The following is a 14,908-nucleotide window of genomic DNA, read 5'->3' on the forward strand; positions in this document are numbered from 1 at the left end:
GGTGGGGCCCACGAGATCGGAGGAACGCTGTGCCCGCACCATCTGGCCCGCAGACCCGTCCTGCACCGCTCCTCCCCGCGTCGATGGGACCAGTTTCCCTCCGCCCCACGATCGGTCGCGTGGTGGTCGTGATCCCGGCCCACAACGAGGAGCGGCGGATCGGGGCCTGCCTGGCCTCGGTCGCGCAGTCGGTGGCGACCCTGCGACGCGAACGGCCCCGGGTGAGCGTGGAGCTCGTCGTCGTCCTCGACCGGTGCACGGATCGCACCTCGAGCGCCGCGCGAGGTGCGCACCTGCTGGTCGTCGATGTCGGCCGGGTGGGAGCGGCCCGTCGAGCGGGAGTGGAGCTGGCCCGGACCCTCACGGCTGACATCGACCCCGGCCGCGTCCTGGTCGTCAACACGGACGCCGACGGGACCGTCCCGGCGAGCTGGCTGCCCGATCTGGTCACCTTGGTCTCCGATCACGACGTCGTGCTGGGTGAGGTGGAGCCCGACCCGGCCGAGATGGACGCCGCCTCCCTCGAGGCGTGGTGGCTGGCCCACCCGCGCGGTCGGGGCTCCCTCCACGGGGCAAACCTGGCTGTGCGGCTCGACGCCTACCTGAGGGCGGGCGGCTTCCCCGACCTCAGCGAGCAGGAGGACCTCCTGCTCGTGCGGGCACTGCGAGCGACGGGGGCATCGGTGGTCGGCGGCACCCGGATCACGACATCGGCGCGTCGCACGGGACGCGTCCGGCGCGGCTTCGCGGGCTACCTGCGCGACCTGGATCGCGAGCTGGCCAACCGGAGCAGCCTCGTCGACGGGTCCGTCCGATGATGTCCGCGCCGGTGCGTCTCGGCCCGAGCGCCCACCCTGAGTCGCAGGCTCTGGTGGCGGACGCGACGACGGTCGTCGGTGCCGGACCGGCGCAGTGGCTGTCGCTGGCCCAGCAGTGGGGCCCGCGACTGCCCCTGCCCGGCCACGGTCAGACCCTGCTGCGTTGGGAGCTGCTGGCCAGCGTCGGTGCGGTCGACCTCAGCATCGCGCGGACGCTCGAGCCGCACGCCGACGCCCTCGCCATCCTCGCCGAAGCCGGTCTGCCCACCCCCGACGGACCGCGCCCGGGGCAGCCCGGGGTGAGCCCGGACGACGCCGAGCGGACCTGGGGTGTCTACGCCGCCGAGGGTCCACCTCCCCGTCTCGAGGCCAGCCGACGTGATGCTGTCGCCGGCCCCTGGCTCCTCACTGGCACCAAGCCGTGGTGCTCGCTGGCCGGCCACGTCACCGACGCCCTGGTCACGGCGTGGCTGGACGGCGAGCAGACCCGCGGCCTGTTTGCCGTGTCGCTGCGCGCGGCCGAGGTGCACCCCGAGCCCGTCGCCTGGGTCTCACGCGGCCTGACCGACATCGTCAGTGCGCCCGTCACCTTCGACGGCGCAACGGCTCACCTCGTGGGCTCACCGGGGTGGTACCTGGGACGGGACGGGTTCGCCTGGGGTGGAATCGGGGTCGCCGCCGTCTGGTTCGGCGCAGCGGTCGCGCTCGCGCGCAGGCTCCGCTCCCCCGCCGTCCGCCGCCCGCCCGACCAGCTCCATCTGGCGCACCTCGGAGCCGTCGACGTCGCGCTGACGGGAGCAAGATGCGCCCTCGCGGAGGCAGCGGCCGCTGTCGACGGTGGTCACGCCGGTGGCCCAGCCGGTGAGCTGCTCGCGCTGCGGGTGCGGGGGGTCGTCGCCGACGCCGTCGACCGCGTGCTGCGGCACGTGGATCGCGCCCTCGGACCGGGACCCCTCACGCAGGAGGAAGAGCACGCCCGGCGGGTCGCCGATCTGCAGATCTACCGTCGTCAGCACCACGCCGAGCGCGACGACGCCACCCTCGGGGCACGCCTCCTGCCCGTCACCGACGACCGGTCGAGCGACCCGTGGTGAGGCGCTTCACCCACGACAGCCCGGGCACCCCCGCCACCGTGTGGGCTGCGCGGCCCGAATGGGGTGACGTCCCGACGTGGGACCCGCTCACCCAGCCGCACGGTCCCGAAGCCCTGCCGCAGTGGGCTCCGCCGGACCGGGTCGTGGTGGCGGCAGCGCACCCCGACGACGAGAGCCTCGGCGCCGGAGGTCTGGTGGCGACGCTGCGGGCCGTCGTCCCCGCCATCCCCGTCCTCCTCGTCGTCGCGACAGCCGGGGAGCGCTCTCACCCGCGGTCACCCTCGACGACGCCGGCAGCGTTGGCCCGGATCCGCCACGAGGAGGCCCGCCAGGCCTGGGCTGCCCTTGGGGGCGAACCCGCCTCGATGGTGATCTGGGACCTGCCCGACGGTGAGCTCGCCACACACGAGGAGTCGCTCACGACGAGGCTGGTCGACATCGTCGGCGACGGACGCCGCACCCTGCTCGTCACGCCCTACGACGACGACGGGCATCCCGACCACGATGCCTTGGGCCGGGCCGGCCGGCGCGTGGCCCACCGCACGGGCGCGCACCTGCTGCACTTCCCCGTGTGGTTCTGGCACCACCGCGACCCGGCGACCGCACCCTGGGCACGGATGCGGCGACTCCCCCTCCGCCCGCCTGCGCGTCAGGCCAAGTCCCTCGCCATCGCCCACCACGCCAGCCAGGTCGCGCCCCTCTCGGCGGCGCCCGGCGACGAGACACTGCTCGGTGCTGCCCTTCTCGAGCACTTCGGTGGAGCGGACGAGATCTTCATCGAGGGCAGTCCCGACGACGACAGCTTCGACGCGCTGCACACCCAGTCTGATGACCCGTGGGGAACCACGACCCGGTGGTACGAGGAGCGGAAACGGCAGGTCCTTCAGGCGATGCTGCCGCAACCCCGGTTTCGCCGTGCGCTCGACCTCGGCTGCTCCACCGGCACCCAGACCGCCGAGCTGGCCCTGCGGTGTGACGCGGTGCTCGCCCTGGACCGCAGTCCCCGTGCGGTCGGCGAGGCGCAGCAGCGGGTCTCCGGCCTGCCACACGTCGAGGTGCGGGTGGCGGACCTCCCCCAGGGCTGGCCCGACGGGACCTTCGACCTCATCGTGGTGTCGGAGTCTGGCTACTTCCTCAGCCCGGTCGCTCTCGACGACCTGATCAGCAGGGTCGCCGGCTCGCTGACCCCCGACGGCTGTCTCGTGCTGGCCCACTGGCGGCACCCCATCGTGGGTTGGCCACTGTCGGGGCCGGAGGTCCACGAGCGCTTCACCCGCTCGCCCGAGCTGCCCGAGGTCACCGCGCGATACACCGACCGCGACGTGGAGGTCCTCGTCCTCAGCGCCGCCAGCACCATGCCGAACCCCTCCCGCTGACCTCCGTCAGGCGTCGCGACTCCACACGGCTGCACCATCGACCCAGGTCGAGACCACCTCGGCCGCACCGATGTCGGCGGGGTCGCCGACGAACGGGTCGCGGTCCAGCACCACGAGGTCGGCCACCCGGCCCGGAGCAACAGCGCCGGCGTCGTCGCGGTGGTTCACCCACGCCGAACCGCTGGTGTAGGCCGCGAAGGCGGTCTGCAGGTCGAGGGCCTGCTCGGGCAGGAAGGGCTCACTGCCTGCCCGCCCCGGGGCGCCGTACGCCCAGCGGTTGACCGCGACGTGGATCGCGGCCAGCGGGTCGGGGCTGCTGACCGGCCAGTCGCTGCCCGCGACCATCCGCGTGCCGGCCCGGTGCAGCGCGCCGAAGGGGTACTGCCAGGCGGCGCGCTCCTCCCCCAGCACCGGCAGGGTCAGGTCGACCATCTGGTCGTCGAGGCAGGCCCACAGCGCCTGCATGTTGGCCGCCACACCGAGCGCCGCGAAACGGCCGACGTCGTCGGGGCCGACGAGCTGGAGGTGCGCCAGGTGGTGACGCAGGTCGCGACCGGCTGACGAGGGCGCCGCGGCCTCGAAGGCGTCGAGGGCCTCGGTGACCCCTCGGTCGCCGATGGCGTGCACGTGCACCTGGAAGCCTTCCTGCGCCAGCAGCCTCACGTACCGCCGCAGCGCCTGCGGGTCGACGAACGAGTGACCGCTGTTGGTGGTCGCGTGCCCGCAGCGGTCGAGGTAGGGGGCAGCCAGGGCGGCGGTCCCGTTCTCGCAGACCCCGTCCTGCATCACCTTGACGCTGGTCGCCCGGAAGCGCCCGTGGGTCAGCTGCGCCCGCCGCTCCACGAGGGCTGCGACCTGCTCCTCGCCGCCGTCCCGGTCCCACCACAGCGCGCCGACGACATGAGCGGTCAGGTCGCCGTTGCGCGCGGCCGCGAGGTACGTCGGCCCCGGGTCGTCCATGCCGGCATACGCGCCGATGATCGCGTCCTGCCACCCCGTGACCCCCAGGGAGTGCAGGTACGCCTGGCCCTCGAGCAGGGCGCGACGATACTCGTCGACCGACGTCGGGGGCAGGCACCGCGAGACCAGCTCCATCGCCCCCTCGTGCAGCGTGCCGGTGGGGTGCCCGTGGGCGTCGCGCTCCACCCGGCCGTGGGCCGGGTCGGGCGAGTCGCGGTGGATGCCCGCCAGCTCCAGGGCCCGGCTGTTCACCCAGGCGCCGTGGTGGTCGCGGTTGGGCAGGAAGACCGGACGGTCGGGCACGACGGCGTCGAGGTCGGCGGCCACCGGGTTGCCCCCGGGGAACGCGGCCATCGCCCAGCCGCCGCCGAGCACCCACCCGCGATCGGGGTGGCGGTCCGCGTAGCGGCGCACGGTCTCGAGGTAGTCCTCGCGGGTCTCGCCCCCGGAGAGGTCGCACCGCGTGCGCTCGAGGCCCCCCTGCACCGCGTGCACGTGCGCGTCGACGAACCCGGGCGCGACGAGCCCGCCCGCCACGTCGACCACCGCCGCCCCCGCAGGGACGGGCACCTCCTGCGCCGACCCGACGGCCCGGATGACGCCGTCCTGCACGACCACCGTCGCCGCGCCGAGGTGGTGGCGACCGTCGAAGACGGACCCGTTGACGAAGGCCGTGGCGCTCATCCCGTGATTGTGGCCCACCCGCACTCGCGGCCGCCCTTCACGGCAGGGACCTCACGCTGTGCGCCATCGCCGCAGCGTCCCCCGTCCCCTCGGCCAGCAGCCCGCTCACGACGCCGACCCGGTCGGCCTCCGAGCGGTTCTGGCTCCACTTGGCCTTGCCCTCGACCCGCTCCACGACCAGCTCGACCCCGACGATCCCGCGCAGCTGCGCCTCGACGTAGGCCGGTGGAGCGTCCTCGACCTGCCAGGGGCTCGCCCGGTGCGCCTCGTGCGCCTGCGTGAGGCGCGTGACCATCGCCCGCACCCACTCGACGTCGTCGTGCACCCGCACGCGACCGGTCAGCTGGACCGCGCTGTAGTTCCAGGTCGGCACGACCCGCCCGTGCTCGGCCTTGGCGGCATACCAGGACGGCGAGATGTAGGCCTGTGGCCCGGTGACGACCAGCAGCGCCGGTGCGTCGTCGGTGATGGCCCGCCAGTGCGGGTTGGCGCGCGCGAAGTGGGCGGTCACCGTCTCGTCGGTCCACAGGAGCGGCAGCCGCGTCGACAGCGGGTATCCGTCGGCGCCCACCGTGACGAGATCGCCCGCCGCGACCTGGGCCACCATGGCCCGCACCTCGGGCTCTGCGCTGACCGCGTTGAAAGGAGGGATGTACACGGGGGTCACCTTAGGACCATCGCGATCGGGTAGAACATCTGTGGTGAGCACTGAGACCCTGACCGTACGCGAGGCCACACTCGCCGACACCGACACCCTCGTCCGACTCGTCCGCACCGCCTACCGCGGAGACGTCGGCTGGACCACGGAGTCGGGCCTGCTCGACGACGAGCGCATCGACACCACAGGGATGGCGCGGAAGATCAGCGAGCCCGACGGCGCCGTGCTCGTGGGGCTCGACTCCCCCGCGTCCGGGCGCGTCGTCGCCTGCTGCGAGGTCGTGCACCGCGGCGCCGGTCTGGCCTACTTCGGGATGTTCGCCGTCGACCCTGCCCTGCAGGCCGCCGGGCTCGGGCGTCTGATGCTCTCTCGGGCCGAGGACTTCGCCACAGACCGGTGGGGTGCGCACACCATGGAGATGACGGTGATCGCCCAGCGCGACGAGCTCATCAACTGGTACGAACGCCGCGGTTATACCGTGACAGACGCCATCAGACCCTTCCCGTACGACGAGCTCGTGGGGGGCGGGGCGCTGCGTGACGACCTGTTCTTCCGGGTCCTGGTCAAGCCCCTGGTGCCGGGAGTCGCGGGGCGGACGACCTCGTGATGGCAACCGACGAGCTGAGGGTCAGCGCGGCCCCGTTCCCTCCCCCACCCGCTCCGGCTGCGGCCACTCCGGGCCCCTCGCGCAAGCGGGGTCGGCGCGGCTGCTCCTCGACGCCCTGCGGCTGCGTGACGAGCGCTCCCGCCGGCTGGCCGACGACGCCGTGGTGTCGAACGGCCTGTGAACCGGGCTACCTGATCGTCCTGGCGCCGACCCCACTCTGGAGCTGGCGCGAGAAGACGACGTAGGCGAGCAGGGCCGGGGCGATCGCGATGACGACCGCCGCGAAGAGACCGCCGTAGTCGACGTCGTAGCCCTCTCGCGAAGCCAGCGAGTAGAGCCCCTGGGACAGGACGTAGCGGTCCTTGTCGGGGTTGAGCACGGTCGGTAGCAGGTACTGGTTCCACAGCCCCAGGAAGTTCAAGATCGCGACCGAGGCCAGCCCGGGGCGGGCCATGGGCAGCATGACCTGCACGAACGTGCGCCAGTCACCGGCCCCGTCGACCTGCGCCGCCTCGAAGACCTCCTGCGGCAGGCTCTTGAAGAAGGCGTGCAGGAAGAAGACGGTGAACGGGTAGGCATACGCGACGTAGACCAGGATCAGCCCCTGGTAGGTGCCGAGCAGACCGCTGTTCTTCAGCACGAAGAAGAGCGGCACCACGGCGAGGAAGACCGGGAAGGTGTTGCCCAGCAGGATCAGGTAGTAGATGGCGGCGTTACCGCGAAACCTGAAGCGTGCCAGCACGTAGGCCGTCATCGCCCCGAGCACCATCACCAGGACGAGCGCGGTGCCCACCACGAGGACGGTGTTGGCCAGGTAGCGTGCGACCCCGATGCTGTTCCACGCCCGCGCGTAGTTGTCCCAGTGCCACACCTGCGGCAGGGCGAAGGGCGAGACGTTGATGGACCGGCTGTCCTTCAGCGAGGAGAAGAAGGTCCAGCCCAGCGGGAGCACCACGGCGAGGGCCCACAGGGTCAGGACGGTGTGGGAGGCGAAGGCGACCCTGCGGTCACTGCGGGTGGACGGCCTGCTCACCGCTCCACGTCCTGCTGGCGGCCCGGGACGAGCACGCCGACCGAGACCACGAGCGTGACGAGGGCGAGCACGACGCCCATCGCGATGGCGTAGCCGTACTTCGCGGTGGCGAAGCTGGAGTAGAGGTACTGCGTCACGACGAGCGCCTGGTTGTCCGGTCCCCCGGTGGGCGCGAGGATCGCCGTGTAGGTGAAGGCGTCCAGGCCGAGGATGGCCAGGTAGACGATCGCGGTGTTGACGTTGTCGCGGATGAGCGGCACCGTGATCTGCACGGCCGTGCGCAGGCGCCCGGCTCCGTCGAGCCGGGCGGCCTCGTAGATCTCGGCCGGCACGCCCTGGATCGCCGCCACGAAGAGCACCATGTAGAAGCCGACGAAGCTCCAGACGATCGCCACGACGATCGCCCCGAGGGCCAGGTGGGGGTCGCCCAGCCACGGGGTGTGGGCGAGGTGGTGCAGGCCGATGGCGTCGAGGACGCCGTTGAGCAGTCCGCCCTGAGGTGAGTAGACCTGCTGCCACAGGATGCCGGTGACGATCGTCGGGATCGCGTAGGGGAAGAACGACACGACCCGGTAGACGCCCGCCCCGGCCACGCCCGTCGTCCGCCCCCGCGTGGCGCCACCGACCGTGACCAGCGTCGCGAGCGTGAGGGACAGGGCGATGGTCACGACCGGCAGCACGACGGCGAGCACGAGGTTGTTGCGCAGGGCCGTCCAGAAGAGGGGGTCGTGCAGCAGGGCGACATAGTTGCCCAGCCCGATGAAGCCCGGGTTCGCGTCGTAGCCCGACCAGTCGGTCAGCGAGTAGTAGAAGGCCTGGAGGATCGGCGAGACGACGAAGAAGCCGTAGAGCGCCAGCGGCAGCCCGAGGCAGACCGCGAAGAAGGAGATCCGCTCGAGGTCGCGCCCCCTCACAGCACCGGGAACTTCTTGACGCCCGGGTCGGCCATCACCGTGTCGGACAGGCCCTGCAGCTGGGAGGTCAGCTCGGCCACCGGCATACGACCGGAGAGGAAGGTGTTCCAGATCGTCGCGATCTGCTTCCCCAGACCGTAGAGGGCGATGTAGCGCCAGCCGTAGGCCTCGTCCCGCCCGGCGTTCTGGATCCTCGTCGCCGATGCGAGCGCCGTCGAGCCGAAGCCGTCCTCGGGCACGGTGCCGGTGACGACGGTGGCCGACTTGACCAGCTGGGCGGAGCGGGTGGCCGACTCCTTGCTCAGCAGGTGTCGCAGGTACTCCTTGCCGCCGGCGGGGTTCCTGCCCTTCGGCACGACGAACGGCTCCCCCGCAGCGCCGTGGAACCCGTGGGCCAGGGCCGGGCCCGGCCCGAGCGTCGGGACCTGCAGCGCGGTCATCGCGAAGCCCTCCGGCGTGATGTCGACCATCTCGTTCTCGAGCCAGGATCCCGACGGGTAGAGCAGCGCCCGGCCCCGCACGAACTGGGTCTGGGCCTGGGTGTGGATCATGCCGGACCCGCCCGGCAGGAAGTACTGCGCGTCGACCGCCTGCTTGAGCGCGGCGAACGACTGCTGCACGGCCTCCTGGCGGTAGCCGTCGGGCTCGAGGTTCTCGAGCCTGGTGACCACGTCCCTGCCGCCCTGGCGCGCCGCCATCGAGATGGCCAGCTCGTGGTAGTAGCCCGCGGCGTTCTGCCCCCCGACGACGAAGAGCGAGAGGTCCTCGGTCTTGGCGGCCGCGCCGAGAGCCATCACCTCGTCCCAGGTCGTCGGGGCGGCGAAACCCTTCTGCGAGAACAGGCTGGCGCTGTGCCAGAGGGCGTAGACGGTGTAGAAGTAGTTCAGCTGCAGGAGCGTGCCGTCGAAGGTGCCCGGGTCGACCGCGCCGGGGACCAGGACGTCCTTGACCCTCTGGCCCGGGAAGCCGATGGCCGGTGCCTCGAGCAGGTCGTCGAGCGTCTCGACCCTGTCCTGGATGCCCGCGAAGCCGATCGAGTCGGCCCCGGAGTTGTCGATGACGTCGGGTGGGTCGCCAGCGACGAAGCGCGACTGGAGCTCGGTGTTGATCTTCGTCGTCGAGGTGACCTTGGCCAGCCCGTTCCCCTTCCACGTGGCGTCGAAGGTCTTGCCCGCGTCGACCGCGTAGGCGTCGCCGAAGCCACCGTCGAAGATCACCACGTCGACCGGGGCTGTGGGGTCGATGCCGAACGGGTTGGTGGCGCTCCTGGCCCGAGCGGCCACGGTCTGGTGGTCCGAGGCTCCCCCTCCTCCGGCTGCGCACGCGACGAGTCCCGACGTCGCGGGCAGGGCCACGCCGGCGGCCAGGCCGAGCCGGAGGACGTCTCGACGCGGCATCCCGGTGCCGAGGGAGTGCCCGTTGCTCGCCGGTGTGGACTGACGGGTCACGTCGGTCATGCGCCACGTCCTTCTCGATCGGGCACCACGGCTTGGGCGGGTGAGGGACTCGTGCTGCGAGGCTATGCCACGCTTCGGCCATGAACACCCGTACGACGCCGGAGCAGCGCGCCTGGTTCTTCTACGACTGGGCCAACTCGGCCTACGTCACCACCACGGCCACCGTCCTCATGGCCCCGTACCTGACGGCGGTCGCCCGTGCGGCCGCCTGCCCCGGCCTCCCCGATGCGGGTGCCTGCCGCGAGACCCTCGACGTGCTCGGCGTGCCCGTCGACCCCGGGTCGCTCTTCGCCTACACCGCCACCGCGTCGACGCTGCTGTCGGCCGTCGTCCTGCTCGTCGTCGGTGCTGTCACCGACCGCAGCCCACGACCTACCCACCTGCTCGCCGGCTTCGCCTGGGCGGGGTCGGCAGCTGCCTGCGCCATGTTCGCCGTGACCGGGACGAACTGGCAGCTGGGGGTGGCCCTGCTCCTGGTGGCCAACATCTGCCTCGGCGCCTCGCTGGTGGTCTACGACTCCCTGCTCGTGCGGATCGCGGCGCCGGACGAGCGCGACCGCGTCTCCTCACGAGGATGGGGCCTCGGATACCTCGGCGGTGGCCTGCTGCTCGCGCTCAACTTCCTGCTCGACCTGTTCCACGAGCGACTCGGGCTCGACCGCAGCACGTCGACCCGGGTCAGCCTGCTGTCGGCGGGCCTGTGGTGGGGCCTGTTCACCTTGGTGCCGGTCCTCGGTCTGCGCCGTGTGCAGGGCACCCTGGCCGTGCCGGTCGAGCAGCGGCGCGGGGTCGTCGCGGGCAGCGTCGCCCAGCTGCGCGACACCTTCGGCGAGCTGCGGCGCTACCCCCAGACCCTGAGGTTCCTGCTGGCCTACCTCTTCTTCAACGACGGCATCCAGACCGTCATCGGCAGCTCCAGCCTCTACGGCAGCGAGGAGCTGGGCTTCTCGCAGTCCACCGTGCTCGGGGTCTTCCTCTTCGTGCAGTTCGTCGCCGTCGGCGGGGCGGCCCTGCTGGGGCGGGTCGCGGCTCGCCGGGGGGCTTGGCGCACCGTGCTCGGCAGCCTCGGGGTGTGGGTGGTCATCGTGGTCGTCGCCTACGTCGTGCCCGCCCGGTCGCTGGGCGTCTTCCTCGCCCTCGCGCTGCTCATCGGCATCGTGCTCGGCGGCAGCCAGGCCCTCTCACGCTCGCTCTACAGCCAGCTCATCCCCCGCGGGCGCGAGGGAGAGTTCTTCTCGCTCTACCAGGCCATGGAGCGCGGCACGAGCTGGTCGGGAACGCTGGTCTTCGGCCTCGTCCACCAGCTCACGGGGTCGTACCGGCCGGCCATCGTCTCGCTCGTCGCCTTCTTCGTCGTCGGGGGGCTGCTGCTGTCACGGGTCCGGATGCGCGAGGGGATCGTCGCAGCGGGCAACGAGGTGCCCGCCGTCGTCTAGCAAGCGTCATCGGATCGTTACCTGGTTTCCACCATCCACGGGAGCCAACACGCCGAATCTCCCAGCAGAACGGGTGAGGACGTCTGCCCGTCGACCCGACGGAACATCCGCGACGGTTGTCGCGTTGGGACCACTGAAGGGCATGGGCCGAGAGACGAAACCTCCGGCCCCCCAGACCGAGGGAGGACCACATGGCCGATCGCACACTCCGAGGAACCAACCTGGGTTCGCTGAGCATGGAGTCCGACGCGAACGTCGTGCCCAGCGAGCGCCTCATGACCACCTATGTCTGCCCGCAGGGGCACCGTATCGAGCTCCCCTTCAGCATCGAGGCCGACGTGCCGCCGGTGTGGGAGTGCCGTTGCGGTCAGGAGGCCAAGCTGCTCGACGGTCCAGAGGTCGAGTTCAAGGAGACCAAGCACGTGCGCACCCACTGGGACATGCTGCTCGAGCGTCGGTCCATCCCCGAGCTCGAGGTGCTGCTCGAGGAGCGCCTGACCCTGCTGCGCCAGTCGCGCGGCGAGAAGCCTCCGCGCAAGCGGAGTGCCTGAGCCGCAGCCGCAGACCACGTCTGGCCCGTCCCCCTCGGGGGCGGGCCAGTTCTCATGTTCCGTGCCGGTCAGAGGATGTGACCGTCGACGACGTCGTCGGGCCCGGCCTGGCTCGGGGGGGCCCCGGGCGCGTCCCGGGTGAACCGTGAGGCCATGACGCTCGCGAGCAGGCCGCGAGCCACGACGCCCTCGAGCACGCGTCGGGCCAGCGGGCGGGTCACGGGCACGATGAGCAGGAACCCGCCGATGTCGGTGAGGAAGCCCGGGGCGAGCAGCAGCGTGCCACCGACCAGCACCAGGGCGGCGTCGGCGAGCTGGGTCGACGGCATCCGGCCCGTCGTCAGCGCCTCGGACAGGGCCCTCCACGAGCGGGCGCCCTCTCGTCGGACCAGCCAGGCCCCGAAGGCCGACTCCAGCAGGAGCAGGCCGAAGGTGGGCCAGCCGCCGATCGTGCGGCCGACGGCGATGATGACGGCGACCTCGACGAGGGGCACGACGAGCAGCAGCACCACCAGCGCGGCCGGCCAGCGCACCCGACGGGACCGTCCCCCGGCGGGGGTCGTCACGACGAGCCCCCGCGCCGAGGGCGTGCGGTGAGGGCCGCGAGCCCGGACCGCACCTGCTGAAGCCGGTACGACGCCCCCCAGCCCGTGATGCGCACCAGCGACTCCCTGACGATGTCGCCGCTCATCTTCGAGGTGCCGATCTCGCGCTCGACGAACTCGATGGGGACCTCGACGACGCGCAGTCCCTCCCGGACCGCCCGCCAGGTCATGTCGACCTGGAAGCAGTAGCCCTGGGAGCGCACGGTCCCGAGGTCGAGCCGGCGCAGCGCCCCCGACCGGTAGACCCGGTAGCCGGCGGTGGCGTCACCGACCGGCATCCCGAGCAGCAGACGGGTGTAGAGGTTCGCCCCGACGCTGAGTGCTTTGCGGTGCAGCGGCCAGTTGACCACGCGCCCGCCACGCACCCACCGTGAGCCGATCACGAGGTCGGCGTCCACGGCGGCCGTGAGGAGGGCCCGCAGCTGCTCGGGCTTGTGCGAGCCGTCGGCATCGATCTCGACGGCGGCGTCGTAGCCGTGCTGCAGCGCGTAGTCGAAACCCGCGAGGTAGGCCGCGCCGAGGCCCTCCTTGTGCGTGCGGTGCATCACCCGCACCTGGTCGTCGGTCGCGGCGATCGCGTCGGCGAGCTGCCCCGTGCCGTCCGGTGAGTTGTCGTCGAGGACGACCACGTCGGCCTCGGGCACGGCCGCCCGCAGCCGCGCGATGATGCGGCGGAGGTTCTCGCGCTCGTTGTAGGTCGGCACGAGGACGCAGACCCGCGCCAGCGGGCCGCGATCGGGGTCGGTCACGGACGTCGTCCTCGTGGGGGTGAAGGGGGCAGGGGGCCGAGCCGCGACCCTACCGCGTGGGCCGACCGGGGCCCCTGACCTCACCGTCGCGTGCCGGACCGGCCCGGCCGCTCGGGCCGGAGCCGACGAGCGCGGCGAGGAGCAGCAGGACCAGGAAGGCGCAGGCGGCATACTCCGGCCAGGGCCCCAGCACCGTGGCGACGGTGCGGGCCGAGCGGAGCGGCAGGTCGCCGCGGAGCACGTCACGGGTGAACAACGAGCTCGCCTGGTGGGCGGTTCCGTCGGGGGTGATCAACGCGCTGACCCCCACGGTGGAGACGTGCACGACCGAGCGGCCGTGCTCCATGGCACGGATGCGCGAGATCGCCAGCTGCTGCACCGACTCGTCGGTGAAGCCGAAGGTCGCGTTGTTGGTCTGCACCAGCAGCAGGTTGGCTCCGAGCTGCACGTTGGCACGGACGAGGTCGTCATAGGCGACCTCGAAGCAGATGACCGGTCCGGCGACGATCTCGGGCCCTGCGGCCGAGGGCACCCGGAACACCTCGGGTGAGGTGCCGGCGGCGAAGTCGGCCCGGACCAGGTCGACCTTGTCGCTGAAGCGTCGGAAGAAGGACCGCGAAGGGATGTACTCCGCGAACGGGACGGGGTGCTGCTTGACGTAGCGGGCGACGGCGCCCACGCCCGGCACGTAGAGGATCGAGGCGTTCGAGAGGTTGGGCAGCGGCTCCTCGATGAGGGCGCCGACGACGATGGGCGCGCGGACGGCGCTCAGGGCTCGGTTGATCTGGCTCTCGGCGTCGGGGTTGCGCAGGGGGTCGATGTCGGAGGCGTTCTCCGGCCAGACCACGAGGTCGGGCGTCGGGCCCGTGGCGGCCGCGTCGACCGTCGCCTGCACGTGGTTGTCGAGCACCGCTCGACGCTGGGCGTTGAACTCGAGACCTGCCTGCGGCACGTTGCCCTGCACCGCCATGACCTGCGCCGGCTGCCCCTGCGTCGGCAGGGGCACCAGCAGACCTGCGGTCGTGACCGCCGCGGCTCCGACCAGGGCCGCGAGGGCGGCGGTGACCGGGGCGCGCGGCCGCCGCAGCGTCCGGTACGCCGTCAGCACCGCGGCGGCGAGCAGGCCACCCGCGAGGGCGACGCCGAAGGTGACGCCCGGCGCGCCCCCGAGCGCCGCGAGCCGACCGAGGGGCGAGTCGGCCTGGCTGAAGGCCAGCCGCACCCACGGGAACCCGCCGTAGGGCAGGCGGTCGCGCAGCGCCTCCTGACCCACCCAGGCCAGGGCGACGACGAGAGGTCGCACCCGGGGGCCGGGCGCGGTGGTGGACCTGGCCGATCGTCCCGGCCGCAGCCGGGTGGGCAGTGGCCGGGACTGCAGCACGGCGCAGACCGCGCCCATCAGCGAGACGAAGACCGCCTGGGAGACCGCCAGGGCCACCCACGGGAGCGCTCCGACGTAGATGCCCGACCAGTGCAAGGAGCCGAGGAAGAAGACCAGCCCGGCGACGAAGCCGATGAGCAGCCCACCGCGCCAGCGGGCCCCGGTCGTGGCCAGTGCGAGCAGCGCCACCGCGACGGGGGCGAGGACCCAGACGTCGTACCCGGGGAAGGCCAGCACGAGCGCCGCGCCGGCGACGACGGCGAGGACGAGACGACGCAGCACGCGGCTACGGTAACCGGCCCCGCTGGGCGCTGGGTGACCGGGGGGAAGACGACCGCAGGGCCCACATCGCCGTTGGGTCCAGCGCGGGCTCCGACGGGATGCCGGACGCGTGCTGTTGTCTACTGAGCGGTGTGGGCCCTGCGTGTCGGTCGCCAACCCGGGGCAGCGGCTGGTGTCGACGTGTCGACCGCGAGCGTGGCACTGTCGACGGCTGCGCGCGCACGGCGTCGATCACCCGCTTGGACACGTGTGCACCCCCGCCGGACCCCAGGTCTTCCGGACGACCTTTCAGTGAACAACGTA

General features: G+C 72.2%; 14 protein-coding genes. 6 read left to right on the forward strand and 8 right to left on the reverse strand.

What is annotated here, in order from left to right:
* The first annotated feature begins 119 nt into the window (after nucleotides 1-119).
* Genes V3N99_00570 through V3N99_00580 form a run of 3 tightly spaced genes read left to right on the forward strand, consistent with a single transcriptional unit; the run spans nucleotide 120 to nucleotide 3,288 of the window.
* A complete protein-coding gene (locus tag V3N99_00570; GenBank protein ID MEO3935228.1) occupies nucleotides 120-818 on the forward strand; it encodes a glycosyltransferase in 699 nt (232 codons plus the stop codon).
* Nucleotides 815-1,912: an acyl-CoA dehydrogenase gene (locus V3N99_00575; protein ID MEO3935229.1), complete on the forward strand. Its 1,098-nt coding sequence runs from the start codon at nucleotides 815-817 to the stop codon at nucleotides 1,910-1,912. Before V3N99_00570 ends, V3N99_00575 begins: the two co-directional genes overlap by 4 nt.
* A complete protein-coding gene (locus V3N99_00580; GenBank protein ID MEO3935230.1) occupies nucleotides 1,906-3,288 on the forward strand; it encodes a bifunctional PIG-L family deacetylase/class I SAM-dependent methyltransferase in 1,383 nt (460 codons plus the stop codon). Before V3N99_00575 ends, V3N99_00580 begins: the two co-directional genes overlap by 7 nt.
* A gap of 6 nt (nucleotides 3,289-3,294) precedes the next feature.
* Here the strand turns inward: V3N99_00580 and V3N99_00585 are convergent, their stop codons facing one another.
* Together V3N99_00585 and V3N99_00590 are read right to left on the reverse strand one after the other, a co-directional pair.
* A complete protein-coding gene (locus V3N99_00585) occupies nucleotides 3,295-4,932 on the reverse strand; it encodes an amidohydrolase (GenBank protein MEO3935231.1) in 1,638 nt (545 codons plus the stop codon).
* A 37-nt stretch (nucleotides 4,933-4,969) separates the two neighbouring features.
* Nucleotides 4,970-5,590 (reverse strand): FMN-binding negative transcriptional regulator, encoded by a 621-nt coding sequence (locus V3N99_00590; protein MEO3935232.1) that lies wholly within the window; start codon nucleotides 5,588-5,590, stop codon nucleotides 4,970-4,972.
* A gap of 43 nt (nucleotides 5,591-5,633) precedes the next feature.
* On the opposite strand from V3N99_00590, the gene V3N99_00595 reads away from it, so the two are divergent.
* On the forward strand, nucleotides 5,634-6,197 hold the full coding sequence (locus tag V3N99_00595; protein ID MEO3935233.1) for a GNAT family N-acetyltransferase: 564 nt from the start codon (nucleotides 5,634-5,636) through the stop codon (nucleotides 6,195-6,197).
* Nucleotides 6,198-6,384: 187 nt separating this feature from the next.
* Here V3N99_00595 and V3N99_00600 read toward each other — a convergent pair whose 3' ends face one another.
* Genes V3N99_00600 through ngcE form a run of 3 tightly spaced genes read right to left on the reverse strand, consistent with a single transcriptional unit; the run spans nucleotide 6,385 to nucleotide 9,601 of the window.
* A complete protein-coding gene (locus tag V3N99_00600) occupies nucleotides 6,385-7,230 on the reverse strand; it encodes a carbohydrate ABC transporter permease (GenBank protein MEO3935234.1) in 846 nt (281 codons plus the stop codon).
* A complete protein-coding gene (locus V3N99_00605) occupies nucleotides 7,227-8,144 on the reverse strand; it encodes a sugar ABC transporter permease (GenBank protein MEO3935235.1) in 918 nt (305 codons plus the stop codon). The genes V3N99_00600 and V3N99_00605 overlap by 4 nt, the downstream gene beginning before the upstream one ends.
* Nucleotides 8,141-9,601, reverse strand: a complete 1,461-nt coding sequence (ngcE, locus tag V3N99_00610) for an N-acetylglucosamine/diacetylchitobiose ABC transporter substrate-binding protein (GenBank protein MEO3935236.1) — start codon at nucleotides 9,599-9,601, stop codon at nucleotides 8,141-8,143. Before ngcE ends, V3N99_00605 begins: the two co-directional genes overlap by 4 nt.
* Before the next feature lie 80 nt (nucleotides 9,602-9,681).
* On the opposite strand from ngcE, the gene V3N99_00615 reads away from it, so the two are divergent.
* Both V3N99_00615 and V3N99_00620 read left to right on the forward strand, forming a co-directional pair.
* Nucleotides 9,682-11,037, forward strand: coding sequence for an MFS transporter (locus V3N99_00615; protein ID MEO3935237.1), 1,356 nt, complete (start codon nucleotides 9,682-9,684; stop codon nucleotides 11,035-11,037).
* A gap of 191 nt (nucleotides 11,038-11,228) precedes the next feature.
* Entirely contained in the window at nucleotides 11,229-11,588 is a 360-nt protein-coding gene (locus tag V3N99_00620; protein ID MEO3935238.1) for an RNA polymerase-binding protein RbpA, read from the forward strand.
* A 68-nt stretch (nucleotides 11,589-11,656) separates the two neighbouring features.
* Here the strand turns inward: V3N99_00620 and V3N99_00625 are convergent, their stop codons facing one another.
* From V3N99_00625 to lnt, 3 genes are read right to left on the reverse strand one after another with little or no spacing between them, the layout of a single operon-like run.
* Nucleotides 11,657-12,154, reverse strand: coding sequence for an FxsA family protein (locus V3N99_00625; protein ID MEO3935239.1), 498 nt, complete (start codon nucleotides 12,152-12,154; stop codon nucleotides 11,657-11,659).
* Nucleotides 12,151-12,942, reverse strand: coding sequence for a polyprenol monophosphomannose synthase (locus tag V3N99_00630; GenBank protein MEO3935240.1), 792 nt, complete (start codon nucleotides 12,940-12,942; stop codon nucleotides 12,151-12,153). Before V3N99_00630 ends, V3N99_00625 begins: the two co-directional genes overlap by 4 nt.
* A 49-nt stretch (nucleotides 12,943-12,991) precedes the next feature.
* Nucleotides 12,992-14,605 carry an apolipoprotein N-acyltransferase gene (gene lnt / locus V3N99_00635; protein ID MEO3935241.1) on the reverse strand — a complete coding sequence of 538 codons (1,614 nt, stop codon included), beginning with the start codon at nucleotides 14,603-14,605 and terminating at the stop codon, nucleotides 12,992-12,994.
* Nucleotides 14,606-14,908: the final 303 nt, after the last annotated feature.

It is taken from the genome of Dermatophilaceae bacterium Soc4.6 (assembly GCA_039889245.1).
Classification (GTDB): domain Bacteria; phylum Actinomycetota; class Actinomycetes; order Actinomycetales; family Dermatophilaceae; genus Lapillicoccus.